The sequence below is a fragment of the Limnohabitans sp. Rim47 genome, from assembly GCF_001517545.1.
Lineage (GTDB): Bacteria > Pseudomonadota > Gammaproteobacteria > Burkholderiales > Burkholderiaceae_C > Limnohabitans_A.
Map to the genome: position 1 here is coordinate 62,723 of NZ_FBYA01000004.1, position 26,030 is coordinate 88,752.

22 protein-coding genes are annotated in these 26,030 nt (G+C 57.7%); 13 read left to right on the forward strand and 9 right to left on the reverse strand.

Annotated features, from left to right (window positions below):
- Positions 1-73: 73 nt before the first annotated feature.
- The 3 genes from pssA (at position 74) to BN3544_RS10660 (ending at position 3,833) form a co-directional block, all read left to right on the forward strand.
- A complete protein-coding gene (gene pssA / locus BN3544_RS10650; RefSeq protein WP_019429374.1) occupies positions 74-889 on the forward strand; it encodes a CDP-diacylglycerol--serine O-phosphatidyltransferase in 816 nt (271 codons plus the stop codon).
- A gap of 197 nt (positions 890-1,086) precedes the next feature.
- Positions 1,087-2,625 (forward strand): 2-isopropylmalate synthase, encoded by a 1,539-nt coding sequence (locus tag BN3544_RS10655; RefSeq protein WP_019429375.1) that lies wholly within the window; start codon positions 1,087-1,089, stop codon positions 2,623-2,625.
- A 149-nt stretch (positions 2,626-2,774) separates the two neighbouring features.
- Positions 2,775-3,833 (forward strand): serine hydrolase, encoded by a 1,059-nt coding sequence (locus BN3544_RS10660; protein WP_369814606.1) that lies wholly within the window; start codon positions 2,775-2,777, stop codon positions 3,831-3,833.
- 59 nt (positions 3,834-3,892) lie between these two features.
- On the opposite strand, the gene BN3544_RS10665 is transcribed toward BN3544_RS10660, so the two are convergent.
- From BN3544_RS10665 to aat, 3 genes are read right to left on the reverse strand one after another with little or no spacing between them, the layout of a single operon-like run.
- The gene (locus tag BN3544_RS10665) at positions 3,893-4,672 is read right to left on the reverse strand and encodes an IclR family transcriptional regulator (protein ID WP_019429377.1); all 780 of its coding nucleotides are present in this window, start codon (positions 4,670-4,672) and stop codon (positions 3,893-3,895) included.
- Positions 4,673-4,722: 50 nt separating this feature from the next.
- Positions 4,723-5,460: an arginyltransferase gene (locus BN3544_RS10670; RefSeq protein ID WP_019429378.1), complete on the reverse strand. Its 738-nt coding sequence runs from the start codon at positions 5,458-5,460 to the stop codon at positions 4,723-4,725.
- Positions 5,457-6,224, reverse strand: a complete 768-nt coding sequence (aat, locus tag BN3544_RS10675) for a leucyl/phenylalanyl-tRNA--protein transferase (protein WP_019429379.1) — start codon at positions 6,222-6,224, stop codon at positions 5,457-5,459. Before aat ends, BN3544_RS10670 begins: the two co-directional genes overlap by 4 nt.
- Before the next feature lie 135 nt (positions 6,225-6,359).
- Between aat and pgeF the strand changes: the two genes are divergently transcribed.
- The 4 genes from pgeF (at position 6,360) to phbB (ending at position 11,254) form a co-directional block, all read left to right on the forward strand.
- A complete protein-coding gene (pgeF, locus tag BN3544_RS10680) occupies positions 6,360-7,148 on the forward strand; it encodes a peptidoglycan editing factor PgeF (RefSeq protein ID WP_019429381.1) in 789 nt (262 codons plus the stop codon).
- Between the two features lie 318 nt (positions 7,149-7,466).
- Entirely contained in the window at positions 7,467-9,185 is a 1,719-nt protein-coding gene (gene phaC / locus BN3544_RS10685; protein WP_019429382.1) for a class I poly(R)-hydroxyalkanoic acid synthase, read from the forward strand.
- A 29-nt stretch (positions 9,186-9,214) separates the two neighbouring features.
- Entirely contained in the window at positions 9,215-10,396 is a 1,182-nt protein-coding gene (locus BN3544_RS10690; RefSeq protein ID WP_019429383.1) for an acetyl-CoA C-acetyltransferase, read from the forward strand.
- 120 nt (positions 10,397-10,516) lie between these two features.
- Entirely contained in the window at positions 10,517-11,254 is a 738-nt protein-coding gene (gene phbB / locus BN3544_RS10695) for an acetoacetyl-CoA reductase (RefSeq protein ID WP_019429384.1), read from the forward strand.
- Positions 11,255-11,336: 82 nt separating this feature from the next.
- On the opposite strand, the gene BN3544_RS10700 is transcribed toward phbB, so the two are convergent.
- Entirely contained in the window at positions 11,337-12,257 is a 921-nt protein-coding gene (locus tag BN3544_RS10700; protein ID WP_019429385.1) for an SPFH domain-containing protein, read from the reverse strand.
- A 29-nt stretch (positions 12,258-12,286) separates the two neighbouring features.
- Complete coding sequence (locus BN3544_RS10705) at positions 12,287-12,709, reverse strand: NfeD family protein (RefSeq protein ID WP_019429386.1); 423 nt, start codon at positions 12,707-12,709, stop codon at positions 12,287-12,289.
- 98 nt (positions 12,710-12,807) lie between these two features.
- Between BN3544_RS10705 and dusA the strand changes: the two genes are divergently transcribed.
- Positions 12,808-13,809 (forward strand): tRNA dihydrouridine(20/20a) synthase DusA, encoded by a 1,002-nt coding sequence (dusA, locus tag BN3544_RS10710; protein ID WP_026036543.1) that lies wholly within the window; start codon positions 12,808-12,810, stop codon positions 13,807-13,809.
- 1 nt (position 13,810) lies between these two features.
- On the opposite strand, the gene BN3544_RS10715 is transcribed toward dusA, so the two are convergent.
- Entirely contained in the window at positions 13,811-14,446 is a 636-nt protein-coding gene (locus BN3544_RS10715; RefSeq protein WP_019429388.1) for a GntR family transcriptional regulator, read from the reverse strand.
- Positions 14,447-14,620: 174 nt separating this feature from the next.
- On the opposite strand from BN3544_RS10715, the gene scpA reads away from it, so the two are divergent.
- Genes scpA through BN3544_RS10740 form a run of 5 tightly spaced genes read left to right on the forward strand, consistent with a single transcriptional unit; the run spans position 14,621 to position 21,938 of the window.
- Positions 14,621-16,798: a methylmalonyl-CoA mutase gene (gene scpA / locus BN3544_RS10720; protein ID WP_019429389.1), complete on the forward strand. Its 2,178-nt coding sequence runs from the start codon at positions 14,621-14,623 to the stop codon at positions 16,796-16,798.
- Positions 16,795-17,826, forward strand: coding sequence for a methylmalonyl Co-A mutase-associated GTPase MeaB (gene meaB, locus BN3544_RS10725; protein WP_019429390.1), 1,032 nt, complete (start codon positions 16,795-16,797; stop codon positions 17,824-17,826). Before scpA ends, meaB begins: the two co-directional genes overlap by 4 nt.
- A gap of 27 nt (positions 17,827-17,853) precedes the next feature.
- Positions 17,854-19,386, forward strand: coding sequence for an acyl-CoA carboxylase subunit beta (locus BN3544_RS10730; RefSeq protein WP_019429391.1), 1,533 nt, complete (start codon positions 17,854-17,856; stop codon positions 19,384-19,386).
- 20 nt (positions 19,387-19,406) lie between these two features.
- The gene (locus BN3544_RS10735; protein ID WP_019429392.1) at positions 19,407-21,455 is read left to right on the forward strand and encodes an acetyl-CoA carboxylase biotin carboxylase subunit; all 2,049 of its coding nucleotides are present in this window, start codon (positions 19,407-19,409) and stop codon (positions 21,453-21,455) included.
- On the forward strand, positions 21,456-21,938 hold the full coding sequence (locus tag BN3544_RS10740; RefSeq protein ID WP_019429393.1) for a VOC family protein: 483 nt from the start codon (positions 21,456-21,458) through the stop codon (positions 21,936-21,938).
- A gap of 272 nt (positions 21,939-22,210) precedes the next feature.
- Here the strand turns inward: BN3544_RS10740 and rsxB are convergent, their stop codons facing one another.
- The 3 genes from rsxB to BN3544_RS10755 form a co-directional block, all read right to left on the reverse strand.
- Positions 22,211-22,900, reverse strand: a complete 690-nt coding sequence (gene rsxB / locus BN3544_RS10745; RefSeq protein WP_019429394.1) for an electron transport complex subunit RsxB — start codon at positions 22,898-22,900, stop codon at positions 22,211-22,213.
- 5 nt (positions 22,901-22,905) lie between these two features.
- Positions 22,906-24,564 carry a polyhydroxyalkanoate depolymerase gene (locus tag BN3544_RS10750; RefSeq protein ID WP_081499357.1) on the reverse strand — a complete coding sequence of 553 codons (1,659 nt, stop codon included), beginning with the start codon at positions 24,562-24,564 and terminating at the stop codon, positions 22,906-22,908.
- Positions 24,565-24,734: 170 nt separating this feature from the next.
- Positions 24,735-25,931: an amino acid aminotransferase gene (locus BN3544_RS10755; protein ID WP_019429396.1), complete on the reverse strand. Its 1,197-nt coding sequence runs from the start codon at positions 25,929-25,931 to the stop codon at positions 24,735-24,737.
- Positions 25,932-26,030: the final 99 nt, after the last annotated feature.

The window sequence follows — 26,030 nt, forward strand, 5'->3', positions numbered from 1 at the left end:
CAATGGGCGCTCACACTGGCTTAAACTCGTGTGATCGAGGTTTGAGCAGTGCCCCCCTTTACAGGAACAGAAGATGAACAACGACAGCGAAAAATCTGAAGACATGGATGCTCCCATGCCTGCGCGCAAGCCTTCTAAGGGCATTTACATGTTGCCCAACATGATCACCTTGGCCGCCTTGTTTGCCGGGTTTTACGCCGTGGTCATGGCGATTAACGGTCGTTTTGATCTCGCCACAGTCGGCATCTTTTGCGCCATGGTGCTGGACAGTCTGGATGGCCGTGTGGCCCGCATGACGAACACCCAAAGCGCGTTTGGTGAGCAGATGGATTCGCTGTCCGACATGGTCTCGTTTGGCGCTGCGCCCGCATTGATCGCTTATGTCTGGACGCTCAAAGAGTTGGGTCGTTGGGGTTGGATCGCTGCTTTCGTTTATTGCGCTTGCGCAGCCTTGCGTTTGGCCCGTTTCAATGTCAACACCGCTGTGGTGGACAAGCGTTATTTTCAGGGCCTCCCATCTCCCGCAGCAGCAGCCTTGGTGATGGGCTTTGTATGGATCATGTTTGAAAACGCGGTCTCTGCCAAAACAGTGGCTTGGGGCATGTTTGCGGTGTGCCTTTTTGCAGGCTTGACCATGGTGACCAATGTGCCGTTTTACAGCTTCAAGGACATGCACATGAAAAAGAGTGTGCCTTTTGCAACTTTGGTGCTGGTGGCTTTGGGGATTGCCGTGGTCAATATTGACCCACCCACAGTGCTTTTCGCGGTCTTTGTGGGTTACGGTTTGAGCGGTTATGTGATCTATATCTGGCGCAAAGCCAAAGGCCAACCCACCAGCATGATCAGCACATCCACCGATGAGCCGGAAGAGCGCGGGCTGCACCAGTGACGTCACGCACAAGACAAAGTCGGTTTTGAACTGTGCTAAAGTATTTCTATGAATTTTTCTTTGTTTGCGCTACTGCTACTGCCCAACGGGCGGGATGTGTAGCGCACGCAAACATTTTCCCAAAAGGCCCGTATGCCATCCGCAACGGGCCTTTTGCATTTTTGCTTGGACTTGCGGGTTTTTGACCAGGAGTGAACATGACTGACAAACTGATTATTTTCGACACCACCTTGCGTGACGGCGAGCAGTCGCCGGGCGCATCGATGACACGCGATGAAAAGCTGCGCATTGCCCGTCAACTGGAGCGTCTGCGCGTGGACGTGATCGAAGCCGGTTTTGCGGCCAGCTCCAATGGCGACTTTGAGGCGGTCAAGTCGATTGCCGATGCGATCAAGGACTCCACCATTTGCTCTTTGTCCCGTGCCAATGACCGTGATATTTCCCGGGCTGCTGAAGCGCTCAAAGGGGCTAACAGCGGCCGTATTCATACTTTCATTGCGACATCACCCTTGCACATGGAAAAGAAACTGCGCATGACCCCTGACCAGGTGTTCGAGCAGGCCAAGCAGTCTGTGCGTTTTGCGCGCAATCTGGTGGGCGATGTTGAGTTCAGCCCAGAGGACGGTTACCGCAGTGACATGGACTTTCTGTGCCGGGTGCTGGAGGCCGTGATCGCCGAAGGGGCCACCACCATCAACGTGCCCGATACCGTGGGTTATGCGGTGCCTGAGTTGTATGGCCAGTTCATCAAAACCCTGCGTGAGCGCATCCCCAACTCCGACAAAGCCATCTGGTCTGTGCACTGCCACAACGACCTGGGCATGGCGGTGGCCAACTCATTGGCGGGTGTCAAGATTGGCGGCGCCCGTCAGGTCGAGTGCACGATCAATGGTTTGGGTGAGCGCGCGGGTAACTGTTCGCTGGAAGAGGTGGTCATGGCGGTTAAAACACGCCGCGACTACTTTGGTCTGGACGTGGGTATCGATACCAGCCACATCGTGGCGGCCAGTCGCATGGTCAGCCAAACTACCGGCTTTGTGGTTCAGCCCAACAAAGCAGTGGTTGGGGCTAATGCCTTTGCTCACGCTTCAGGTATCCACCAAGACGGCGTTCTCAAGGCTCGCGACACCTACGAGATCATGCGTGCCGAGGACGTGGGTTGGACCACCAACAAAATCGTGCTCGGCAAACTCAGTGGCCGCAATGCATTCAAGCAGCGTTTGCAAGACTTGGGCGTCACCTTGGACAGCGAAACTGAAATCAACAACGCATTTGCCAAATTCAAGGAACTGGCCGACCGCAAGAGCGAGATTTTTGACGAAGACATCTTGGCCCTGGTGGGCGATGAAAGCGTCACCGTTGAGAAAGAGCAATACGGTTTTGTGTCGATGGCTCAGCACAGCGAGACCGGTGAACGACCCCATGCTGCGGTTGTCTTCACTGTCGGAGGCAAGGAGGTCCGCGCTGAGTCGGATGGCAACGGCCCGGTGGATGCCTCTTTGAAGGCCATTGAGTCGCATGTCAAAAGTGGCGCGGAAATGGTGCTTTATTCGGTCAACGCCATCAGTGGCTCGACCGAAAGCCAAGGCGAAGTGACTGTGCGCTTGCAAAACAGCGGCCGTGTCGTCAATGGTGTGGGGTCCGACCCGGATATCGTGGTCGCGTCAGCCAAGGCCTATCTGAGTGCGCTCAATAAATTGCAGAGCAAAGCCGATCGGGTTGCTGCACAAGGTTGAAATTGGTAATTTAGTAGTAATATGGGGCTTCAATAAAGTCACGCAAGTCATTGTTCTTGCGTGACTTTTTTTATTTGAGTACACTTGGCAACAATTTACGAAATGTGTGACTCATGATGTTTTTAATGCGATTCGCTTCCTTGCGCCCTTTGCAAGTTTCTGGCCGATGGGCTCTAGGACTTCTGGCTGCCTTGACCGCAGGCGTATTGTTAGCCGTATCCGTTTCGCCTACTGCCGCTTGGGCACAGAACAAAACCGCAACAGCCAGCAAGCGGCCAGTCGCATCGGCTGTCAAACCCGTTCAGAAGCCAAAGGTCAGCGTCAAAAAAACGAACAAGAAACGGGTGCTTTCGTCTGCGCAAGCAGCTGTTCCCATGCGTGCTTCGTACGGGCAAATGGCGGGTCTTCATGCCGCATCTGATCCCTTGGACTTGCGATCCAGTGTGGCACTGGTCATTGATCAAGACACGCGCGAAGTGCTTTTTCGTAAAAATGACCACGCTGTGCTGCCCATTGCCTCACTGACTAAATTGATGACCGGTTTGGTTATTTCTGAAGCGCATCTGCCTATGTCCGAGATGATTGCCATCACACAGGCCGATGTCGACACTGAAAAGGGCAGCTCCTCTCGCTTGGCTGTGGGCACTGTGCTGAGTCGTGGAGACATGTTGCATCTGGCCTTGATGTCCAGTGAAAACCGTGCCGCTCATGCGTTGGGCCGCAGCTTCCCCGGTGGGCTAGACACTTTTGTGTCGCGCATGAACGCAAGGGCGCAGGCTTTAGGCATGTCTGATACACGCTATGTAGAGCCCACAGGATTGTCCAGCCGCAACCAATCTAGCGCCAGTGATCTGGCCGTTTTGGTTGGTGCCGCCTACAAAGAGCCCGTGCTGCGCGAACTCTCCACCTCGCACGGTCGCGAGATCGAAGTGGGGCGTCGCACTCTCCAATACAACAACACCAACCGATTGGTGAAGAGTGCTGAGTGGGACATTGGCCTGCAAAAAACCGGCTACATCTCCGAAGCGGGGCAATGCCTTGTCATGCAAGCCCAAGTCGCCGGACGAAAGCTGATCATGGTGTTCCTTGACTCTGCCGGCAAACTCAGCCGCATTGCCGATGCAGAACGTGTCCGCCGTTGGGTTGAAAAATCATCCGGAGCGCCGGGCGTCAGACATTCGGCTTTGGCCGATCGTTTGCCCGGTTGACGCGGCGGGCGGGATCCAAAAATAGGCCTCGTTGAGGCCTTTTTTGTGTCTGCATTGAATCAATGGTTGCCGTGATAACCCAGCGTTTTTGAGATATCGAGTGCTGTGGCCTGCAGTTTGGGAAGCCAGGCTTCGTCAAGACGGTCTGCCGGGGCAGAGATGGACAGACCTGCCAATAATTTGCCTTGGTCGTCGTAGATGCCTGCCGCAATGCAACGCACGCCCATTTCAAGCTCTTCATTGTCCCGAGCAATACCGTATTGCTTCACGCGAGCCAGTTCCCTTTCCAAGACTTGTTGTTGCGTGATGCTGTTGCGTGTCTGGCCTACCAAACCCGTGCGGGTGGCATAGGAGCGAACGCGCAATGGGTCGTCTGCCGCCAGAAAAAGCTTGCCCACCGAGGTCAGGTGCAAAGGCGCTCGTCCACCAATGGCCCGAACCACTTGCATGCCGGAACGTTCGCTGTAGGCGCGTTCGATGTAAACGATTTCATCGCCTTGTCGCATGCTGAGGTTCACGGGTTGCTGGATGAGTTTGTGCAGCTCGCGCATGGGTGTCAGCGCTGCATCGCGCACGTTCAAGCGCCCTTTAACCAGATTGCCCAGTTCCAGAAGTCGCATGCCCAAACGGTAGCTGCCTGCTTCTGGACGATCTACAAATCGGCCTGTGGCCAAGTCATTCAGGATGCGGTGTGCGGTTGAGGGATGGAGGCCCGTTTTCTGGCTGATTTCTTTCAGGGAGATGGCTTCTTCTCGAGATGCGAGCACATCAATCAGCGAGAACATGCGCTCAATGACCTGGATCGTGGGCGTTGGCGTGAGGGCGGGGTCTTTTTTCATGGTGTCCGTGAGCAGTCGGCAAATTTTACACTGTGAAAATCAGGATCTGTTCATTTCAAGGTTTGCCACTGGCCCTCGACCCTTATTTCGCATGGGCTGAACCTCGATTTGTAGTTCATTTTTGGGCTGCTCTCGATCCAGTAACCCAAGTAAACATACGGCAACTCGAGCTTCGCCGCTTGTTGAATTTGCCACAGAACGCCATAAGAGCCGTAGCTGGCCTTGTCTTCTGGCTCGTAAAAAGTGTAAACCGCCGACAAGCCGTGGTTCAAGACATCCACGATGCTGATCATTTTCAGCGCCCCCAAAGCCCCCTCTGGTGCCGGCATTCGAAACTCGATGATGCGGGAGTTGACCCGGCTTTGTAGCAAAAATTGGTTGTATTGATCCACGCTGTCGTGGTCCATGCCGCCACCCGGGTGGCGACTTGTTTGGTAGCGCAAATACAAGGCGTAATGATCGGGGTCGAACTGCAAGTCGAGTACACGAACCTGCAAGTCCTGATGACTGCGCCAAGCGCGGCGCTGGCTGTGGTTCGGCTTGAATTCTGCAACTTTGACACGCAAAGGTTGACAGGCTTGGCAGCCATCGCAGTAAGGGCGATAAGTGAACACGCCGCTGCGCCGAAAGCCCTGTTCCACCAAGTCGGAGTAGACCTCGTTTTGAATCAGGTGGCTGGGTGTCGCAACCTGTGAGCGCGCTGAGCGGTCAGGCAGATAGCTGCATGCGTAGGGTGCCGTGGCATAAAACTGCACGGCCTGGATGGGAAGGTCTTTGAGGTGGGTCATGCCGCGCTGTCCAAAGCCGTTAACGCGTTCCAAGACAAAGATTGCTGCGCCCAGGCAATGGGCGGCTTTTGGCATGCCTGCTTGAGCTGCGCCACAAAGTCAGTGCGCGGTATTTCTTGAGCGCCCAGCGAGGCCAAATGCCGGGTGTTTTGCTGACAGTCGATGGCCTCAACGCCGTGTTGCAGGCAAACACTGACCAAGCTGGCCAAGGCCATTTTGGAGCCATCTGTCACGGTGGTAAACATCGACTCCCCGAACACGGCATGGCCCAAGGCCACGAAGTAAAGGCCTGCGACCAACTTGCCGTCCTGCCAGACTTCGGCGCTGTGTGCTTGACCTGCATGGTGCAGGTCTTCGTAGGCCGCCACCATGGCCGGTACGATCCAGGTGCCGCTTTGCCCGGGCCTGGGCGAAGCACTGCACCGTCGCATGACTTGGCTAAAGTCGCGGTCAAAAGTCAATGAAAAACCAGGCTGAAGCAAGCAGCGTTTCAGTGTTTGACGCAATGAGCGGTGGAACCTAAAACGCGCCACATGCAACACCATGCGGGGATCAGGGCTCCACCACAGCACGGGTTGGCCAGCACTGAACCAGGGAAAAATACCTTCGCTGTAGGCTGCCTGCAGCCGTGCGGCAGACAAATCATGGCTGGCCGCCAGCAAGCCAGGGGCGGGTGATTCTGCACCCCAGGCCAGGTGCGCTGGGGGCAGGTTTTCGTCAGCTTCGATCCAGCGCAGGTCGGGGGTTTGGGCGGCACGTGGCATGGCTGCATTACACATGAAAAGCGAGCTGCTGCGGCTGGCTGGGGGCGCGTGTCGGGCGGTTTTTGGGTTTATCCTTAAATCCATCACACCAGTCCCGCAGTTTTGTGCGGGGCCTTCAATGGACATGCCCGCCCTATGACTTCGCCCTTTCACAATGGACTTCGACCTGTCTGGCCCGCGCCTCCCCAAGTGCAGGCCTTGATGACCGATCGCCATGGCGGCGTGTCTCAGGCCCCTTGGGACAGCATGAATTTGGGCGACCATGTGGGGGATTCTCCGCAAAGCACACAGGTCAACCGTCAACGCCTGCACGACACCTTGGGCACTCGGCCTGTTTTTTTAAAACAAGTTCATGGCGTTCAATCCGTTTTGTTGGACAACGCCAGCGAAGATGGCGCAGAAGCCGACGCGTGCATTTCGGTCGCCCCAGGGGTGGCTTGCACCATCATGGTGGCCGATTGTTTGCCGGTGTTGATGTGCGACGCCTCCGGGCGCTGGGTGGCTGCTGCGCATGCGGGCTGGCGCGGACTTGCCGGCGACACAGGCCATGGTGTACTTGAGGCCTTGCTGGCCGCCGCGCCCCTGTGCAACACAAAACCAGACGATATTTTGGTGTGGCTTGGCCCCTGTATTGGCCCTCAAGCTTTTGAGGTGGGGGCGGAGGTGGTGGCGGTTTTTTGTGACAGCGACCCGGCAGCAGCCGGGCTATTCAAGCCTTTGCCGAATAACAAGTGGTTGGCTGATTTGGCGGGTTTGGCCAGGTTGCGCTTGAACAGCCTGGGCGTGACGCGTGTTCATGGCAACGACGGTGACGCTGCTTGGTGCACCGTGACTCAGGCGTCAAAGTTCTTTTCCCACAGACGAGACAGTCCTGTCTTCGGGCACTCCGGACGCATGGCTGCTTGCATCTGGCTCGGGTCGTGATGCGGGGGCTGATGCGGGTGGTGTGGCTTGAGGCGCTGTCATCTCTTCGGCTTGCCGCCGTGCTTTCCGGCGCAAGGGCGTTCCCATCAAGTAAACCACCAAGGACATGGGCAGCACGCCGTATAAAAGAAAGGTGATGATGGCCCCCAAAACGCTGCCTTGGGTGCTAAAGGCTTCGGCCAGACCCATCATCAAAGTCACATAAAGCCAGGCGATCACGATCAGATACATTTTTTGGTCTTTGTAATTTAGGTGACATCAATTTGACAGATACTCGAAGTAATCGATATCAAAAAAACAATTTTCAGGAGACAAGTCATGAGTTCATCCAAGCCGGAATTTTGGGCCCAAATGAGTGAAGGGTTTCAGCAAAATCTGTCCAAAAGCTGGGGGCAGGCCATGCAGCACTTTCAGTCTATTGATCTGGGTGGCCTCAAGCCTGTTGCCGATCCAACTGTCCCGCAACTCAAATTCTCGCCTGAAAAGCTCCAAACGCTGCAAGAGCAATACTTTAAAGACGCCTCAGACCTGTGGAATCAGAGCTTGCACAACAGCCTGCAGGTCAAGGACCGTCGGTTTTCAAGCGAAGCCTGGTCGTCCAACCCGGTAGCCGCCTTCAATGCGGCCACTTATTTGCTGAATGCCCGCACGATGATGGGCTTGGCCGATGCGGTGGAGGCCGATGAAAAATCCCGGACCCGAATCCGTTTTGCCATCGAGCAATGGGTGGCTGCCGCTGCGCCCAGCAATTTCCTGGCTTTCAATGCCGAAGCGCAAAAGAAAGCTGTCGATACCCAAGGTGAAAGCATTGCCAAAGGGTTGAAAAACCTGATGCACGACATGCAGCAGGGGCATGTCTCAATGACCGATGAAAGCCTTTTCGAGGTGGGTAAAAACGTTGCCACCACCGAAGGTGCCGTGGTGTTTGAAAATGAGTTTTTCCAGCTCATTGAGTACAAACCGCTGACCGCAAAAGTCTATGAAAAGCCATTTTTACTGGTGCCACCCTGCATCAACAAGTTTTATATCCTCGATCTTCAGCCTGAAAATTCGCTGATCCGCTATGCGGTCAGCCAAGGTCACCGCACATTTGTGGTGAGCTGGCGCAACCCCGATGAATCGATGGCTCAAAAGACCTGGGACGACTACATTGAGCATGCAGCGATCCAAGCCATCCACACGGTGCAGGGCATCACCGGTGCACCCAAGATCAATGCCTTGGGTTTTTGTGTGGGCGGCACCATCTTGTCCACGGCGCTTGCCGTGTTGGCCGCGCGTGGCGAAAAGCCGGTGGCCAGTGCCACCTTCCTGACCACGCTGATTAACTTCACCGACACCGGCATTCTGGATGTGTTCATTGACGACAACTTCGTCAAATTCCGTGAAATGCAAATGGGTCAGGGCGGTTTGCTCAAAGGGCAAGACTTGGCCTCCACCTTCAGCTTTTTGCGTCCAAACGACTTGGTTTGGAACTACGTTGTGGGCAATTACCTCAAGGGTGAAACACCCCCGCCGTTCGACTTGCTTTACTGGAACAGCGATTCGACCAATCTGCCAGGTCCGTTTTACGCTTGGTATCTGCGCAACACCTACTTGCAAAACGACTTGGTCAAACCGGGCAAAGTCACGGTCTGCGGCGAGAAAATTGACTTGGGCAAGGTCGACATGCCGGTCTATATTTATGGTTCACGCGAAGACCACATCGTGCCGATTGGTGGCGCTTACGCCAGCACCCAGGTGTTGCCGGGCAAGAAGCGTTTTGTCATGGGGGCCTCGGGTCACATTGCCGGCGTGATCAACCCACCTGCGGCCAAGAAACGCAGCCATTGGTTGAATGACGGCAGCAAATTCCCGGCCGACGTGAATGAATGGATTGCCAGCGCCCAGGAAATGCCTGGCAGCTGGTGGACCGATTGGTCGGACTGGCTCAAGGGCCATGCCGGCAAGCAAATCACTGCACCCAAAACCTATGGCAAGGGCACTCAGTTCAAAGCCATCGAAGCGGCCCCTGGCCGTTACGTAAAAGCCAAAGCCTGATTTTGATTCACACAACGGAGACCTAGAAAATGGAAGACATCGTTATCGTTTCGGCTGCTCGCACTGCGGTGGGCAAGTTTGGTGGCTCACTGGCCAAAACCCCGGCCACCGAGCTGGGCAGCATTGTCATCAAGGGCCTGCTTGAGCGCAGCGGCCTGCCCATGGATGCCATTGGTGAAGTCATCATGGGCCAGGTATTGGCCGCAGGCGTGGGTCAAAACCCAGCCCGTCAGGCCATGATGAAAGCCGGACTGGCCAAGGAGACGCCAGCGTTGACCATTAACGCTGTGTGTGGCTCGGGCCTGAAAGCCGTGATGCTGGCTGCGCAGGCTGTGGCCTGGGGCGACAGCGAAATCGTGATCGCCGGTGGCCAGGAAAACATGAGCGCCAGCCCGCATGTCTTGAACGGCAGCCGTGACGGCCAGCGCATGGGCGACTGGAAGATGACCGACACCATGATCGTGGACGGTTTGTGGGACGTGTACAACCAATACCACATGGGCATCACCGCCGAAAATGTGGCCAAGGCCCAGGGCATCACCCGCGAGATGCAAGACGCTTTGGCCGCTGGCAGCCAGCGCAAAGCAGCTGCCGCTCAGGATGCGGGCAAGTTCAAAGACGAAATTGTGGACGTCCTGATTCCTCAGCGCAAAGGTGATGCGCTGGTGTTCAACACCGATGAATTCATCAACAAGAAAACAAGCGCCGAAGTGTTGGCCGGACTGCGCCCTGCTTTTGACAAGGCGGGCAGCGTCACGGCAGGCAATGCCTCGGGTCTCAATGATGGTGCTGCGGCTGTGATGGTCATGACGGCCAAAAAAGCCGCTGCTTTGGGCCTCAAGCCTTTGGCCAGAATCGCCGCTTTTGGTACCAGCGGTCTGGACCCCGCCCACATGGGCATGGGCCCTGTGCCCGCCTCGCAAAAAGCGCTGGCCCGTGCAGGCTGGAAGGCCCAGGATGTGGATCTGTTCGAACTGAACGAAGCCTTTGCCGCACAAGCATGCGCGGTCAACCAAGCGCTGGACATCGATCCGGCCAAGGTCAACGTCAACGGCGGTGCGATTGCCATCGGTCACCCCATTGGGGCATCCGGTTGCCGCATTTTGGTGACCTTGCTGCACGAGATGCAACGCACTCAAGCCCAAAAAGGTCTGGCTGCCTTGTGCATTGGCGGCGGCATGGGCGTGTCGCTGGCCGTTGAGCGCATGTAAAAAACCTCAACCACTCGAACGGCGTGTCTTGGCGAACTGCTTAATGTATAAAAGCAGCCAATCATTACCGGTTGAGTGGTTTTTAATGATTTCACTTCACTCATAACAAGGAGACAAACCATGAGTCAAAAAGTAGCTTACGTCACAGGTGGCATGGGCGGTATCGGTACCGCTATTTGCCAGCGCCTTCACCAAGAGGGCTTCAAGGTCATTGCCGGTTGCGGCCCGACCCGCGACTTCACCAAATGGCTGGACGAGCAAAAAGCCTTGGGCTTCACGTTTTACGCCTCGGTGGGCAACGTCGGTGACTGGGATTCCACCGTGGAAGCTTTCAGCAAGACCAAAGCCGAACACGGCAGCATTGATGTGTTGGTCAACAACGCCGGCATCACCAAGGACCGCATGTTCTTGAAGATGAGCCGCGACGACTGGGATGCCGTGATGAACACCAACCTGGACTCCATGTTCAACGTGACCAAGCAAGTGGTCGCCGACATGGTGGAAAAAGGTTGGGGCCGCATCATCAACATCAGCTCGGTCAACGGCGAAAAAGGCCAAGCAGGCCAGACCAATTACTCGGCTGCAAAGGCTGGCATGCACGGCTTCTCGATGGCTTTGGCCCAAGAGATGGCGACCAAAGGCGTAACAGTGAACACCGTGTCGCCCGGCTACATCGGCACCGACATGGTCAATGCCATCCGTCCTGATGTGCTGGAAAAGATCGTGGCCACCGTGCCCGTTAAGCGTTTGGGCAAGCCGAGTGAAATCGCTTCCATCATTGCCTGGTTGGCCAGCGAAGAGGGCGGTTACGCCACTGGCGCTGACTTTTCAGTCAACGGCGGTTTGCACATGGGCTGATGCCTTGGCATCACCCACAAAAAAACCCGCCTCGGCGGGTTTTTTTGCGCCTGCCCAAGGGGCAGGCCTTGGCGCAATGCAGTCAGTTGCCGACTTGCTTGCCAGTTCCCACCATCTGCATGGCCGATGCGATCAGGCCAGACACCTCGCTCATATTGCCCGGCACGATCAGGGTGGTCTTGGCGTCTTGCGCGACTTTGCCGTAAGCCTGCACGGCTTGCTCAGCCACTTTGAGCTGCACCGCCTGCTCGCCGCCGGGCTGGCGGATGGCTGCGGCAATGCGCTCAATTGCTTGAGCGGTGGCGTTGGCCATTTCGGTGATGGCAGCGGCATCGCCCTGGGCCTTGTTGATGGCGGCTTGCTTTTCGCCTTCAGAGCGGGCAATGAAGGCTTCGCGCTCACCCGTGGCGATGTTGATTTGCTCTTGGCGACGACCTTCAGAGGCCGCGATCAAGGCGCGTTTTTCGCGTTCTGCCGTGATCTGCGATTGCATGGCGTGCAGGATTTCGCTGGGCGGTGTCAGGTCTTTGATCTCGTAGCGCAGCACCTTAACGCCCCAGTTCAAGGCGGCCTCATCGATGGCCGCAACCACCTGTGCGTTGATGATGTCGCGCTCTTCAAAGGTCTTGTCCAGCTCCAGTTTGCCAATCACGCTGCGCAGACTGGTTTGGGCCAACTGGGTCACAGCCACGATGTAATTGGACGAGCCGTAGCTGGCCAGTTTGGGGTCGGTCACCTGAAAGTACAGAATGCCATCGACCTGCAACTGCGTGTTGTCGCGCGTGATGCAGATCTGACTGGGCACGTCCAGGGGAATTTCTTTCAGGCTGTGCTTCTGGATCACGTTGTCCACAAACGGCACCACAAAATTCAGACCCGGGGTGAGGCTGGCGTGGTATTTGCCCAGCCGCTCAACCACCCAAGCGTGCTGTTGTGGCACGACCTTGACGGTCTTGATGATGAACAGGACGGCAATGACCAGAAAAAGAATGGCGATTTCCATGCGAAGACTCCCTTTTGATAAAACAGTGATCAGATTTTTTCGAGCACCAGACGGTTGCCCTGAATCGTCTGAATGCGGTGCAAGCCTGGCGATGGTGTTGATGGGGTCGTATTCACCGCTGTCCAATTGGCGCCCCGGTGTTTGACTTGCGCCAGGCCTTGCGCATCCCACGCATCGACCTGAACCGTTTCACCCACATCCAGGTGCTGCGCCGTTTCGCTGGCGGCCGATGGTTCAGTTTGGCGCTGGCGGTAGGCGTTCCATACCACCACGGCCAAGCCGCCCACGGCGGCAGCCACGACGACTTGCACGGTGAAACCGGCTCCCGCATGCGCGGCCGCTGCCCCAGCCGCTGCGCCAAGAGCCAGCATCAGCAGATAAAAAGTACCCGTCGTCAGCTCCAGGGCAACCAAGGCACCGGCCACGAGCCACCAGATCGTCGGGTTGTTCATCGTCGAATTCCTTCTTGTTGAAAGCGTTTGGCCTCATGCTACCTTTTGTTCGCGTGCGGGTACGCCTTGGCCGTGTCAAGCCAAGGATAATCAAGCCCATGCAATTTCCTGATACTCAACGCTGGCGCTTGTCCGTGGCCCCGATGATGGACTGGACCGACCGTCACTGTCGTTTCTTTCACCGCCTGCTGACCCGCCACACCTTGCTCTACACCGAGATGGTGACCACCGGCGCATTGCGCCATGGAAGCGTGCAGCGGCACCTGCGTTTCAACGCCGAAGAACACCCGGTGGCCCTGCAGTTGGGCGGCAGCGATGCCGCCGACTTGGCCCACGCGGCCAAGCTGGGCCAGGAATGGGGCTACGACGAAATCAACCTCAACTGCGGCTGCCCCAGTGACCGCGTGCAACGCGGCGCATTTGGCGCGTGCCTGATGAACGAGCCGCGCACCGTGGCCGATGGCGTCAAAGCCATGCTGGATGTGGTCGATGTGCCCGTGACCGTCAAGCACCGCATTGGCATTGACCGCATTGAAGGCTACGACTTTGTGCGCGATTTTGTGGGCACCGTCAGCGATGCGGGTTGCAAGGTGTTCATCGTGCACGCCCGCAATGCTTGGCTCGATGGCCTGAGTCCGAAGGAAAACCGCGAAATTCCGCCGCTGCGCTATGAGTTGGCCTACCGGCTCAAAAAAGACTTTCCGGGTTTGGTGATTGCCGTGAACGGCGGCATCAAGACCAACGAAGAGATCGCCAGCCACCTGCAACATGCCGATGGTGTGATGGTCGGGCGTGAAGCGTATTACAACCCTTGGCTGCTGGGCAGCTGGGATGCCGAGTTCTACGGTGATCACCACGAGGTGCCCAGTCGCGAAGCGGTGGAAGAAGCGATGGTGGCCTATATGGAACGGGCGTTTGCCGAAGATGGTTGCCCTTGGTACGCGATTGCCCGCCACATGCTGGGGCTTTACCACGGTCAACGGGGTGGGCGTTTGTGGCGGCAGGTCTGGAGTGACCACAAGCTCAAGCCCCTGCCTCCGCGCGAAGTCTGGCAACTGGCCCGAGCTGCGCTGGCGCGGGGTGCGGTCATCACCGACTGACTTATTGCGCGGCCTGCAAGCCGTTCATGAAGTGGGCTGACATGCGCTGTGCAGCCAGTTCGGGCTGACGGCTCGTCAGGGCCTGAACAATGGCAGCGTGCTCGGCCAGCGACTGCTCGATCCGGCCCTCTTTGAACAGCGAGCTGTGCCGGTTGAGCTTCATCACCTTGCGCAGGTCGGCCACCATCTGGTCGCGCCAGCGGTTGTCGGCCAACGCCAACAGCAGCATGTGGAAGGCTTCGTTGATCTCGAAAAAGCGGTCACGGTCTGCGGTGGCGTTTGCCAGTTCTTGGTGCAAGGCGTTGATTTGGGTCATTTGTGCGGCGCTGGCGCTTTGGGCCACGACCCGTGCAGCATCTGACTCCAGCAAAGCCAGCAGGTGGTAAACATCGCGCAGGTCTTTCTCGCTGACCTCGGTCACATAAGCGCCTCGACGCACCTTCATGGTCACCAAGCCCTCTGCCGCCAACACTTTCAGGGCTTCACGCAAAGGGGTGCGGCTGATGCCCAGTGCCTCGGCGATGCGCAACTCATCGATCCAGCTACCGGGCTCGAGTTCACGCGCAAAAATCCGCTGCCGCAAGAGTTCGGCAACTTCTTCGTACAGAGCACGGGGGGCGAGCGACAAGGCAGACATGGTGTGATGGGGCTGGGCGTGAATCAGTGGTTGGGGGGCGTTTCAGATGCTGAATTGTAAGCCGGTTAAAATATTTTGCATCAATAATTATGAATCACGGTACTTGTAAGCCGGTCGGCAGCCTGTAACTGCCAAAATCCGAGCAAGTCACTTTTGTTCCGAAAGCACAGCGCCATGACGTCCAAATCCTTTGAATTCAACGCTTCTAACCTGGAAGCCTGGCAAAAAGCAGCGGTCAAATCCGCCCCCGGTGGCGATGTGAACGCCCTGAACTGGAAGACCCCCGACGGCATCGTCGTGAAGCCGCTCTACACAGCAGAAGACACGCAGCACTTGGCGTACGTCAACACGCTACCGGGTTTTGAGCCTTTCTTGCGCGGGCCGCAAGCCACCATGTACGCGGTGCGCCCCTGGACGATTCGTCAGTACGCTGGTTTTTCTACCGCCGAAGAATCCAACGCGTTTTACCGCAAGGCTTTGGCCGCAGGCGGGCAGGGCGTCTCGGTCGCGTTTGATCTGGCCACGCACCGCGGCTACGACTCCGACCACCCTCGCGTGACAGGCGATGTGGGCAAGGCCGGTGTGGCCATTGATTCGGTCGAGGACATGAAGATCCTGTTCAACGAGATCCCGCTCGACAAAGTCAGCGTCTCGATGACCATGAACGGCGCGGTGCTGCCCGTGTTGGCAGGCTACGTGGTGGCTGCCGAAGAGCAAGGCGTGTCACAAGACAAACTGAGCGGCACCATTCAGAACGACATTCTGAAAGAGTTCATGGTGCGCAACACCTACATCTACCCGCCCGAGCCGTCGATGAAGATCATTGGCGACATCATCGAGTACACGGCCCAGAACATGCCCAAGTTCAACTCGATCTCGATCTCGGGCTACCACATGCAAGAAGCCGGGGCCAACCAGGCACTCGAGATGGCCTTCACCCTGGCCGACGGCAAAGAGTATGTGAAAACCGCCATTGCCAAAGGCATGGATGTGGACGGTTTTGCCGGTCGTCTGTCCTTTTTCTGGGCGGTCGGCATGAACTTTTATTTGGAAATCGCCAAGATGCGTGCGGCTCGCCTGCTGTGGTGCCGCATCATGAAGGGCTTTGACGCCAAGAACCCCAAGAGCCTCATGCTGCGCACGCACAGCCAAACCTCGGGCTGGTCGCTCACCGAGCAAGATCCTTACAACAACGTGGTGCGCACCACGATTGAAGCCATGGCGGCCGTGTTTGGCGGCACGCAGTCGCTGCACACCAACTCGTTCGACGAAGCCATCGCGCTGCCCACTGAATTCAGTTCACGCATTGCGCGCAATACCCAGCTCATCATTCAAGAAGAAACCCACATCACCAACGTGATCGACCCTTGGGCCGGCAGCTACATGATGGAGAGCCTGACACAAGAGATGGCCGACAAGGCCTGGGCCATCATCGAAGAAGTCGAAGCCATGGGCGGTATGACCAAAGCCGTGGGCAGCGGCTGGGCCAAGCTCAAGATCGAAGCCGCCGCTGCTGAAAAGCAGGCCCGCATTGACTCGGGCAAAGACGTCATCGTGGGCGTTAACAAATACAAGCTCGCCAAGGAAGACCCGATCGAGACGCTGTCGATCGACAACGTCAAAGTGCGCGATGGCCAGATCGAGCGTTTGAAGCAAATCCGCGCCACTCGCGACAGCGCCAAAGTGCAAGCCGCGCTGGACGCCTTGACCGCCTCAGCCGAATCAGGCCAGGGCAACTTGCTTGATTTGTCCATTCAGGCCGTGCGCCTGCGTGCCACGGTGGGCGAAATTTCCGATGCGCTCGAAAAAGTGTTTGGCCGTCATCGCGCCGACACTCAAAAGGTGACGGGCGTTTATGCAGCCGCCTACGACGACGGCGAAAACGTGGGAGACACCATGGAATACTGGAACCAGCTCAAAGCCGATATCGCCGAATTTGCCGAACAACAAGGCCGCCGTCCTCGCGTGATGATTTCGAAGTTGGGCCAGGACGGTCACGACCGGGGCGCCAAAGTGGTCGCCACCGCGTTTGCTGATTTGGGTTACGACGTTGACATGGGCCCCTTGTTCCAAACCCCCGAAGAGTGCGCCCGTCAAGCCATCGAAAACGATGTGCACGCCGTGGGCGTGTCCACCTTGGCGGCAGGCCACAAAACCTTGGTGCCCGCCATCATTGCCGAGCTGAAAAAGCAAGGCGCTGACGACATCATCGTGTTCGTGGGCGGTGTCATTCCGCGCCAGGATTACGACATGTTGTACGAGGCGGGCGTCAAGGGCATCTACGGCCCTGGCACGCCGATCCCGGTCAGTGCCAAGGATGTTCTGGAGCAGATCAAGAAGGCGCTCGGGTGAACCCAGACCAGTTGCTTGAAGGCTTGTTGCATGGCAACGCTGCCATGCAGCGTCGCGCCATGGCCAAAGCCATCACGCTGCTCGAATCGACCCGTGCGGACCACCGTGTGCTGGCCGACGAGTTGCTCACGGCCATGCTGCCGCACACCGGTCAGTCTTTTCGCTTGGGGATCAGCGGTGTGCCGGGTGTGGGCAAGTCCACCTTCATCGAAGCGCTGGGGCTGCATTTGATTGGCCAAGGCCACCGCGTGGCCGTGCTGGCGGTGGACCCGTCGTCCACCGTGTCGGGCGGCTCCATCTTGGGTGACAAGACCCGCATGGAATTTTTGAGTGTGCACGACCAAGCCTACATTCGTCCCAGCCCCAGCAGCGGCACCTTGGGCGGTGTGGCCGAAAAAACCCGTGAATCCATGCTGGTGTGTGAGGCCGCAGGCTACGACGTGGTGATTGTTGAAACCGTGGGTGTGGGCCAGTCCGAGACCGCTGTGGCCAACATGACCGACATGTTTGTGCTGATGCAATTGCCCAATGCAGGCGACGATTTGCAGGCCATCAAAAAAGGCGTGATGGAGATCGCCGATTTGGTGGTCATCAACAAGGCAGACATCGACGCCATCGCCGCCACCCGCGCGCAGTTGCAAATCACCAGCGCTTTGCAGCTCTTGGGCATGCACGGCGGCTCGGGCCACGCGCATGCAGATGACACGCTGTGGCACCCTAAGGTGGTGCAAATCAGCGCTTTGCTGGGCCAGGGCGTGGACAGTTTCTGGGCTGCCGTCAGCGAGTTCAAAGACCTGCAAACCCGCAACGGCCGCTTTGCCTCGCGCCGCCAACACCAAGCCCTGTCGTGGATGTGGGAACGGATCGATGCGGGCCTGAAACAAACCTTTCGGGCGCAGCCTGGCGTGCAAACGTTGCTGCCCCAACTCAGCCAACAAGTCGCAGCGGGCCAACTGGCCGCGTCAACGGCTGCCCGTCAACTGCTCAGCGCTTATGAAACGAAAAGTCAAAGCGCAGGGTTAATTTGAAATATTTCTGGAGAAGAGAGAGCCACCATGCAAGACATCATTGAACAACTGGAAAAAAAGCGCGCTGCGGCCCGCTTGGGCGGCGGGCAAAAGCGCATTGACGCGCAGCACGCCAAAGGCAAACTCACGGCGCGCGAGCGCATCGAGGTGTTGCTTGACGAAGGCACCTTCGAAGAGTGGGACATGTTTGTGGAACACCGTTGCACCGACTTCGGTATGGAGGGCAACAAAATCCCCGGTGACGGCGTGGTCACGGGCTACGGCATGATCAATGGCCGTTTGGTGTTTGTGTTCAGCCAGGACTTCACCGTGTACGGTGGTGCTTTGTCTGAAACGCACGCCGAGAAGATTTGCAAAATCATGGACCAAGCCATGAAGGTGGGTGCACCGGTCATTGGTTTGAACGACTCGGGCGGTGCCCGCATTCAAGAAGGCGTGGCCTCGCTTGGCGGTTATGCCGACGTGTTCCAGCGCAACGTGATTGCCAGTGGCGTGGTGCCGCAGATCAGCATGATCATGGGGCCATCGGCCGGTGGTGCGGTGTATTCGCCAGCGCTGACCGACTTCATCTTCATGGTCAAAGACACCTCATACATGTTTGTGACCGGCCCCGAAGTGGTCAAGACCGTGACGCACGAAGAAGTGACCGCCGAAGAGTTGGGCGGCGCTTTGACGCACACCACCAAGAGCGGTGTGGCCGACATGGCGTTTGAAAACGATGTCGAGGCGCTCTTGATGCTGCGCCGCTTGTACAACTACCTGCCTTTGAACAACCGCGAAAAAGCGCCTGTTCGCGCCAGCGGCGACCCATCCAGCCGCTTGGACATGAGCCTCGACACCTTGGTGCCCGAGAACCCCAACAAGGCCTATGACATGAAGGAACTCATCGTCAAAACTGTGGACGATGGTGACTTCTTCGAGCTGCAGCCCGACTACGCCAAAAACATCCTGATCGGCTTTGCCCGCATGGAAGGTCAGACCGTGGGCATCGTGGCCAACCAGCCGCTGGTGCTGGCCGGATGCTTGGACATCAAGAGCTCCATCAAGGCCGCCCGCTTTGTGCGCTTTTGCGATGCCTTCAATATTCCCGTCATCACCTTTGTCGATGTGCCCGGCTTCATGCCCGGCACCAGCCAAGAGTTTGGCGGCATCATCAAGCACGGTGCCAAGCTGCTGTATGCGTACGCCGAGTGCACGGTCCCCAAAATCACCGTCATCACCCGCAAAGCCTACGGCGGTGCGTATGACGTGATGGCCTCCAAGCACCTGCGCGGCGACGTGAACTTCGCCTGGCCCAACGCCGAAATCGCGGTGATGGGTGCCAAGGGCGCGGTGGAGATCATCTTCCGCGAAGACAAAGGCGATCCCGAAAAGCTGGCCGCCAAAGAAGCCGAATACAAAGCCCGTTTTGCCAACCCGTTTGTGGCGGGCGCACGCGGCTTCATCGACGACGTTATTCAACCGCACGAAACCCGCAAGCGCATCTGCCGCTCGCTGGTCATGCTCAAAGACAAGAAGATTGAAAACCCATGGCGCAAGCACGGGAACATTCCGCTGTAAGCCCGAAGGAGAAGAAGAACATGTTTACCAAAATCTTGATCGCCAACCGTGGCGAAATTGCCTGCCGTGTCATCGCCACCGCCCAAAAGATGGGCATCAAAACGGTCGCCGTTTATTCGGAAGCCGACAAGGAAGCCCGTCATGTGATGTTGGCCGATGAGGCCGTGATGATTGGCCCAGCGGCTTCACGCGAGTCGTATCTGGTCGCTGACAAAATCATCGCCGCGGCCAAAGCCACGGGCGCACAAGCGATTCACCCCGGCTACGGTTTCTTGAGCGAGAACGCCGAGTTCTCCAAGCGCTGCGAAGACGAGGGCATTGCCTTCATCGGCCCGCGCCATTTTTCGATTGCCGCCATGGGCGACAAGATCGAGTCGAAAAAGCTGGCCGGTGCGGCGGGCGTGAACTGCATTCCCGGTGTCAACGACGCGATTGAAACGGCCGAAAAAGCCGTCGAAATTGCCAAGGGCATTGGTTACCCCGTCATGATCAAAGCATCGGCCGGCGGCGGCGGCAAAGGCTTGCGCGTGGCCTTCAACGACAAAGAAGCGCTGGAAGGTTTCACCTCGTGCCGCAACGAAGCGCGCAACAGCTTCGGTGACGACCGTGTGTTCATCGAGAAATTCGTCGAAGAGCCTCGCCACATTGAAATTCAGGTGCTGGGTGACAGCCATGGCAACGTCATCTACTTGAACGAACGCGAGTGCTCGATCCAGCGCCGCCACCAAAAAGTGATCGAAGAAGCACCATCGCCCTTCATCAGCGACGCCACCCGCAAAGCCATGGGTGAGCAGGCGGTGCAATTGGCCAAGGCGGTGAAATACCAAAGTGCGGGCACCGTCGAGTTTGTCGTCGGCAAAGACCAGAGCTTTTACTTTCTGGAGATGAACACCCGCTTGCAGGTGGAGCATCCGGTGACCGAAGCCATCACCGGCCTCGATTTGGTGGAGCAAATGATCCGTGTTGCCGCAGGTGAAAAGCTCACGCTGACCCAAGCCGATGTGAAACGCGACGGCTGGGCCATCGAGTGCCGCATCAACGCCGAAGACCCGTTCCGCAATTTCTTGCCATCGACAGGTCGCTTGGTGCGTTTTCAAACGCCGCCACAAACCATGTTCCAGGCCAACACCGCTGACTTGTTCGGTGTGCGCGTGGACACGGGCGTGCAAGACGGCGGCGAGATTCCGATGTTCTACGACTCGATGATCGCCAAGCTCATCGTGCACGGCAAAGACCGCAACGACGCGATTGCCAAAATGCGCGAAGCCTTGAATGGCTTTGTCATTCGCGGCATCAGCTCCAACATTCCCTTCCAAGCGGCCTTGTTGGCGCACCCGCGCTTTGTGTCGGGCGACTTCAACACCGGCTTCATTGCCGAGCAGTACAGCAAAGGTTTCCGCGCTGAAGACGTGCCGCACGACGATCACGACTTTTTGGCCGCACTGGCGGCCTTTGTGCGCCGCAAGTCACGCCAACGTGCCGCCAACCTCAGCGGTCAATTGCCGGGCTACGACGTCAAGGTGGGCCAAGACTATGCGGTGGTCGAGTTGGGGCAGGGCGGCAACAACCGTTATGTGCCGGTGCATGTGGACGAATTCACCGGCAAGCCGGGCGTGGCGCAAATCACCGTGGATGGCAAAACCTATGCCATCGAAAGCAATTCCCGTTTGAATGACATCCGCATCGAAGGCATTTGCAACGGCAAGCCTTTCACCGCGCAGATTGAGCGCGGCACATTGAAAAACCCCTTGGCCTTGCAAGTGCAACACAACGGCACCCGCATCGAAGCGCTGGTCATGTCGCCCCGCATGGCCGAGTTGCACAAGCTCATGCCTTACAAGGCACCGCCAGACTTGAGCCGCTTTGTGTTGTCACCCATGCCGGGCTTGTTGGTCGAAGTGTCTGTGACGCCAGGCCAAAAAGTGCAAGCGGGCGAACGCGTGGCCGTGATCGAAGCCATGAAGATGGAAAACGTGTTGTTTGCTGCGCAAGATGGCGTGGTCAAGAAAGTGGTGGCAGCCAAGGGCGAGTCGCTCACGGTGGACCAGATGATCGTGGAGTTCGAATAAATGACGCGCCCCTTCAAAGTGCTGGGCGTTCAGCAAATCGCCATCGGTGGGCCTGACAAAGCTCGCCTGCAAAAGCTCTGGGTTGACATGTTCGGCCTGGAAGTGACCGGCACCTTCAAAAGCGAACGCGAGAACGTGGACGAAGACATCTGCGCCATCGGCACCGGCCCGTTCAAGGTCGAGGTCGATCTGATGCAGCCGCTGGATCCCGAAAAAAAGCCCGCTGTGCACACCACGCCACTGAACCATATTGGCCTGTGGATCGACGATCTGCCGGTTGCCGTGGAATGGCTCACGGCTCAGGGCGTACGCTTTGCGCCGGGCGGCATCCGCAAGGGCGCGGCCGGTTTTGACATCACGTTTTTGCACCCCAAGGCGAACGACGAGTTCCCCATTGGCGGCGAGGGCGTGTTGATTGAGCTGGTGCAGGCCCCTGCCGAGGTGGTCAAGGCATTTGCAGCTTTGGCGGCCAACGCGCACTGACCAGTTGTCGGCGCTTAAAACCCGAGCGCACCAGAGGTTGTAGAGGGTCGAGAGGTTCGAGAGGTTCGAGAGGTTCGAGAGGTTCGAGAGGTTCGAGAGGGTCGAGAGGACCAACCTAAGCCGCCAGTGAAAGATCTCAAGCCTGTCATGCCCGCGCATGCGGGTATCCATGAGTGCCGAAGGCATGGACCCCCGATCGAGTCGGGGGAGACAGTCTCTGGTTAGGCTTACCCTCTTTTCAGCCGAGACTTCTTTTCAGCCGAGACTTCTTGTCAGGCGAGTTTTTGACGGGCTTTGGCTTTGGCGAGTGCCGCTTCGATGATGGCGCGTTTTCGGTCTGCCTCGGGGGCGTTTTCTGTGCCTTTGGTGTGCTCTGCCAAGTCGGCCAATTTGTGCTCGGCCTTGGCTTGTTGTTGGCGTTGGTGAGTGGCTTCTTCTTGGACCAAGCGGTGCTGGCGCGATTCGAAGCGTGAGCGCGCAGTTTGCGCCAGTGCCGGTGACCAGGCGGCCCAGCCGGTTTGGGCGCCCGTCACGTTTTCCAGGGCAATGCAGTCCACCGGGCACACGGGGATGCACAACTCGCATCCGGTGCACCAGGGTTCGATGACGGTGTGCATTTGTTTGTTGGCACCCAAAATGGCATCGGTGGGGCAGGCCTTGATGCACAGCGTGCAGCCAATGCACCAGGCTTCGTCGATCAGGGCCACATGGCGCGGGCCTTCGGTGCCGTGTTCGGGGTTCAGGGGCACCACAGGCTGGCCCGTCAAAGCGGCCAAGCGCTCGATGCCTGCTTGGCCACCGGGCGGGCATTGGTTGATCGGCGCTTGGCCCTCGGCCATGGCGCGTGCATAGCTGGCGCAATCGGGAAAGCCGCAGCGCGTGCACTGCGTTTGCGGCAGTGCATCGTTCAGGCATAGAAAAAGCGCCTGGGTTTCAGGCGCTGTTCGTGGCAAAGCGGGCATGGGCCTTAGGCTTTTTTCTTCGGATCAACCCAAGTGGTTTTAACCGAGGTGCTGGGCACTGCTTTGGTCGTGACCTTGTTGGGCGCTTTGGCTTTGGCCTTGGCAACCGCCTTGACCGGGGCTTTCACGGCAGTTTTGTTGGCGACTTTGGCTACGGGCTTGGCCACAGCTGGCAGCAGTTTGGCCGCTTTTGCTGCTGTTGTAGGCAGGGGCTTTGCAGCCACAACAGGTGCAGGCTTGACTGCAACCACAACCGCTTTTGGCTCGACCGCAACAGCCGGTTTAGCTGCAACCGGTTTGGCCGCAACCGGTTTGGCCACAACCTGGGGCACGGCCTTGTTCGTCGCTACGGTCTTGGCTTCAGCCACTGTAGCCACCACAGCGGCTTTGGCCTTTGCTTTGGGGGCATGGCTCAGGATGAACTTGACCAGTTGCGGGTAAACCACATCGCGCCAGCGGCGACCGCTGAAGATGCCGTAGTGGCCAGCACCAGGCACTTCCAAATGCAGGCGCTCGCTTGCGGGCACGCCACTGCACAAGTCTTGCGCCGCACGTGTCTGGCCGGAGCCGGAGATGTCGTCCAACTCGCCTTCCACCGTCATCAGGGCAGTGCCCTTGATGTCTTGCGGGCGCACACGTTCGACTTTGCCATCCACGCCTTTCACATCCCAAGTGCCGTTGACCAGTTTGAAGTCTTGGAACACGGTTTGGATGGTTTCCAGGTAGTAATCGGCGTCCATGTCGAGCACGGCGTTGTACTCGTCGTAAAACTTGCGGTGCGCTTCGGTGCTGGCATCGTCACCTTTGATCAAGTCTTTGAAGTAGTCGTAATGGCTGGTGGCGTGGCGGTCGGGGTTCATGGCCACAAAGCCGGTGTACTGCAAGAAGCCAGGGTAGACGCGACGACCAGCGCCTGGGAAAGACGCGGGCACGCGGTAGATCACGTTGTTCTCAAACCACTCAAAGCTTTTGTTGGTGGCCAGGTTATTCACCGAAGTGGGTGACTTTCGGGCATCGATCGGTCCGCCCATCATGGTCATGGTCAGCGGGGTTTTTTCGCCACGGCTGGCCATCAAGGACACTGCAGCCAAAACGGGTACGGTGGGCTGGCAAACGCTGACCACATGGCAGTTGCCGTAAATGGATTGCAGGTGACGAATGAATTCCTGCACGTAATTGATGTAGTCGTCCAGGTGGAACTCACCGTCCGCCAAGGGCACCAGGCGGGCGTTTTTCCAGTCGGTGATGTAGACCTTATGGTCTTGCAACATGGTTTTGACGGTGTCACGCAGCAAGGTGGCGTAGTGGCCTGACAAAGGTGCCACGATCAGCACGGTGGGTTGGGCCTTGAGCTGGGTGAGTGTGGCGGTGTCGTCAGAAAAGCGTTTGAAGCGGCGCAGTTCACAGAAAGGCTTGTCGATTTCGATGCGTTCGTGCACAGCAACATCGGTCTTGTTGACCTTAATGGTGCGGATGCCGAACTCTGGCTTTTCGTAATCTTTGCCCAGGCGGTGCATGAGGGCATAGCCTGCCGAAGCCCGCTGGGCCATTGGCGTTTGAGAAATCGGGTTCAGTGGGTTGCTGTACAGCTTGGCTGCAGCTTGTGCCAGATCGGAAAAAGGCTCCATGATTGAGCGTTGAGTTTCAAAAATCTGATAAAGCATTTGACAGTTTCCCTTGCAACAAAATGGTGCGCTGCAGCAATACTACAGGAGACCACTCGGTATTTTTCGAGTTTGGCCCCTAATCGGCAGTCACCTTCCGGACCGCCCAAAAAGAAACCGCCCCGTCAGGGGCGGTTGCAAGCCGGATGTCAGTCTTGCTGACCGTCAATTCAGACGACTTTGGCGATCGATGCGCAGACGTAATCGATGTTTTTGCTGTTGAGCGCCGCCACACACATGCGACCGGTGTCGGTGCCGTACACGCCAAACTCGTTGCGCAGGCGCACCATCTGGTCTTTGGTCAGGCCTGAGTAGCTGAACATGCCGATCTGGGTGGTGATGAAGCTCATGTCTTGCTGCACGCCTGCGGCTTTGAGGCTGTCCACCAGTTTTTGACGCATGGCCTTGATGCGCACACGCATTTCGGCCAATTCGCTTTCCCACTGGGCACGCAGTTCGGGGTTGTTCAACACGGCGGCCACGACCGCGCCACCGTGGATGGGTGGGTTGGAGTAGTTGGTTCGGATGGCGATCTTCAATTGCGACAGCACGCGCGAGGCTTCTTCTTTGTCAGAGGCCACGACCGACAGGGCGCCCACGCGCTCGCCGTACAGGCTGAAGCTCTTGGAAAAAGACGTGGACACGAAGATGTTGAGGCCTGCAGCCACGAATTTGCCGATCACAGCGCCGTCTTCGGCGATGCCATGGCCAAAGCCTTGGTAGGCCATGTCGAGGAAGGCGGTGAGGCCCTTGGCCTTGACCACGGCGATCACTTGGTCCCACTGCGCGTCGGTGATGTCGTAGCCGGTGGGGTTGTGGCAGCAGGCGTGCAGCACGACGATGGTGCCGGGGGTTGCGGCGTTCAGGCTGGCCAGCATGCCCTCGAAGTTCACGCCGCGCTTGGCTGCGTCGTAATAAGCGTAGGTGTCGACTTCAAAACCGGCGTTCACAAAGATAGCGCGGTGGTTTTCCCAGCTGGGGTCCGAAATCAGAACTTTGGCGTTGGGGCTGACTTTCTTCAAAAAATCGGCACCGATTTTCAGGCCACCCGTGCCGCCAATGGCTTGCACGGTGGACACCCGGCCCGACTTGACCACATCGGAGTCAGCGCCAAACACCAGCGCCTTGACGGCGTTGTCATAGGCCACGATGCCGTCGATCGGCAAGTAGCCACGGGCTGTAGGCGTGGCCATCATGGTTTTTTCAGCGGCTTGAACGCACTGCAGCAAAGGCAGTTTGCCGTTGTCGTCGAAATACACGCCCACGCCCAGGTTCACCTTGTTGGGGTTGGAGTCGGCGTTGAATTGTTCGTTCAGACCCAAGATCGGGTCGCGGGGGGCCATTTCGACGGCGGAAAACAGAGACATGAAGGTTTCCTGTAAAACGAGGTAAGCGCAGGACGCGAGAACGGCGATTTTACAGGCCTCAAGCCACTGAAAAGCGCTTGGGCTGCATTCGAAGCAAGT

Bases quoted from the DNA above. Each gene is read 5' to 3' on its own strand.
- pssA (WP_019429374.1), top strand. From the start codon at position 74: ATGAACAACGACAGCGAAAAATCTGAAGACATGGATGCTCCCATGCCT.
- BN3544_RS10655 (WP_019429375.1), top strand. From the start codon at position 1,087: ATGACTGACAAACTGATTATTTTCGACACCACCTTGCGTGACGGCGAG.
- BN3544_RS10665 (WP_019429377.1), bottom strand. From the start codon at position 4,672: ATGAAAAAAGACCCCGCCCTCACGCCAACGCCCACGATCCAGGTCATT.
- BN3544_RS10670 (WP_019429378.1), bottom strand. From the start codon at position 5,460: ATGACCCACCTCAAAGACCTTCCCATCCAGGCCGTGCAGTTTTATGCC.
- aat (WP_019429379.1), bottom strand. From the start codon at position 6,224: ATGCCACGTGCCGCCCAAACCCCCGACCTGCGCTGGATCGAAGCTGAC.
- pgeF (WP_019429381.1), top strand. From the start codon at position 6,360: ATGACTTCGCCCTTTCACAATGGACTTCGACCTGTCTGGCCCGCGCCT.
- phaC (WP_019429382.1), top strand. From the start codon at position 7,467: ATGAGTTCATCCAAGCCGGAATTTTGGGCCCAAATGAGTGAAGGGTTT.
- BN3544_RS10690 (WP_019429383.1), top strand. From the start codon at position 9,215: ATGGAAGACATCGTTATCGTTTCGGCTGCTCGCACTGCGGTGGGCAAG.
- phbB (WP_019429384.1), top strand. From the start codon at position 10,517: ATGAGTCAAAAAGTAGCTTACGTCACAGGTGGCATGGGCGGTATCGGT.
- BN3544_RS10700 (WP_019429385.1), bottom strand. From the start codon at position 12,257: ATGGAAATCGCCATTCTTTTTCTGGTCATTGCCGTCCTGTTCATCATC.
- BN3544_RS10705 (WP_019429386.1), bottom strand. From the start codon at position 12,709: ATGAACAACCCGACGATCTGGTGGCTCGTGGCCGGTGCCTTGGTTGCC.
- dusA (WP_026036543.1), top strand. From the start codon at position 12,808: ATGCAATTTCCTGATACTCAACGCTGGCGCTTGTCCGTGGCCCCGATG.
- BN3544_RS10715 (WP_019429388.1), bottom strand. From the start codon at position 14,446: ATGTCTGCCTTGTCGCTCGCCCCCCGTGCTCTGTACGAAGAAGTTGCC.
- scpA (WP_019429389.1), top strand. From the start codon at position 14,621: ATGACGTCCAAATCCTTTGAATTCAACGCTTCTAACCTGGAAGCCTGG.
- BN3544_RS10730 (WP_019429391.1), top strand. From the start codon at position 17,854: ATGCAAGACATCATTGAACAACTGGAAAAAAAGCGCGCTGCGGCCCGC.
- BN3544_RS10735 (WP_019429392.1), top strand. From the start codon at position 19,407: ATGTTTACCAAAATCTTGATCGCCAACCGTGGCGAAATTGCCTGCCGT.
- BN3544_RS10740 (WP_019429393.1), top strand. From the start codon at position 21,456: ATGACGCGCCCCTTCAAAGTGCTGGGCGTTCAGCAAATCGCCATCGGT.
- rsxB (WP_019429394.1), bottom strand. From the start codon at position 22,900: ATGCCCGCTTTGCCACGAACAGCGCCTGAAACCCAGGCGCTTTTTCTA.
- BN3544_RS10750 (WP_081499357.1), bottom strand. From the start codon at position 24,564: ATGCTTTATCAGATTTTTGAAACTCAACGCTCAATCATGGAGCCTTTT.
- BN3544_RS10755 (WP_019429396.1), bottom strand. From the start codon at position 25,931: ATGTCTCTGTTTTCCGCCGTCGAAATGGCCCCCCGCGACCCGATCTTG.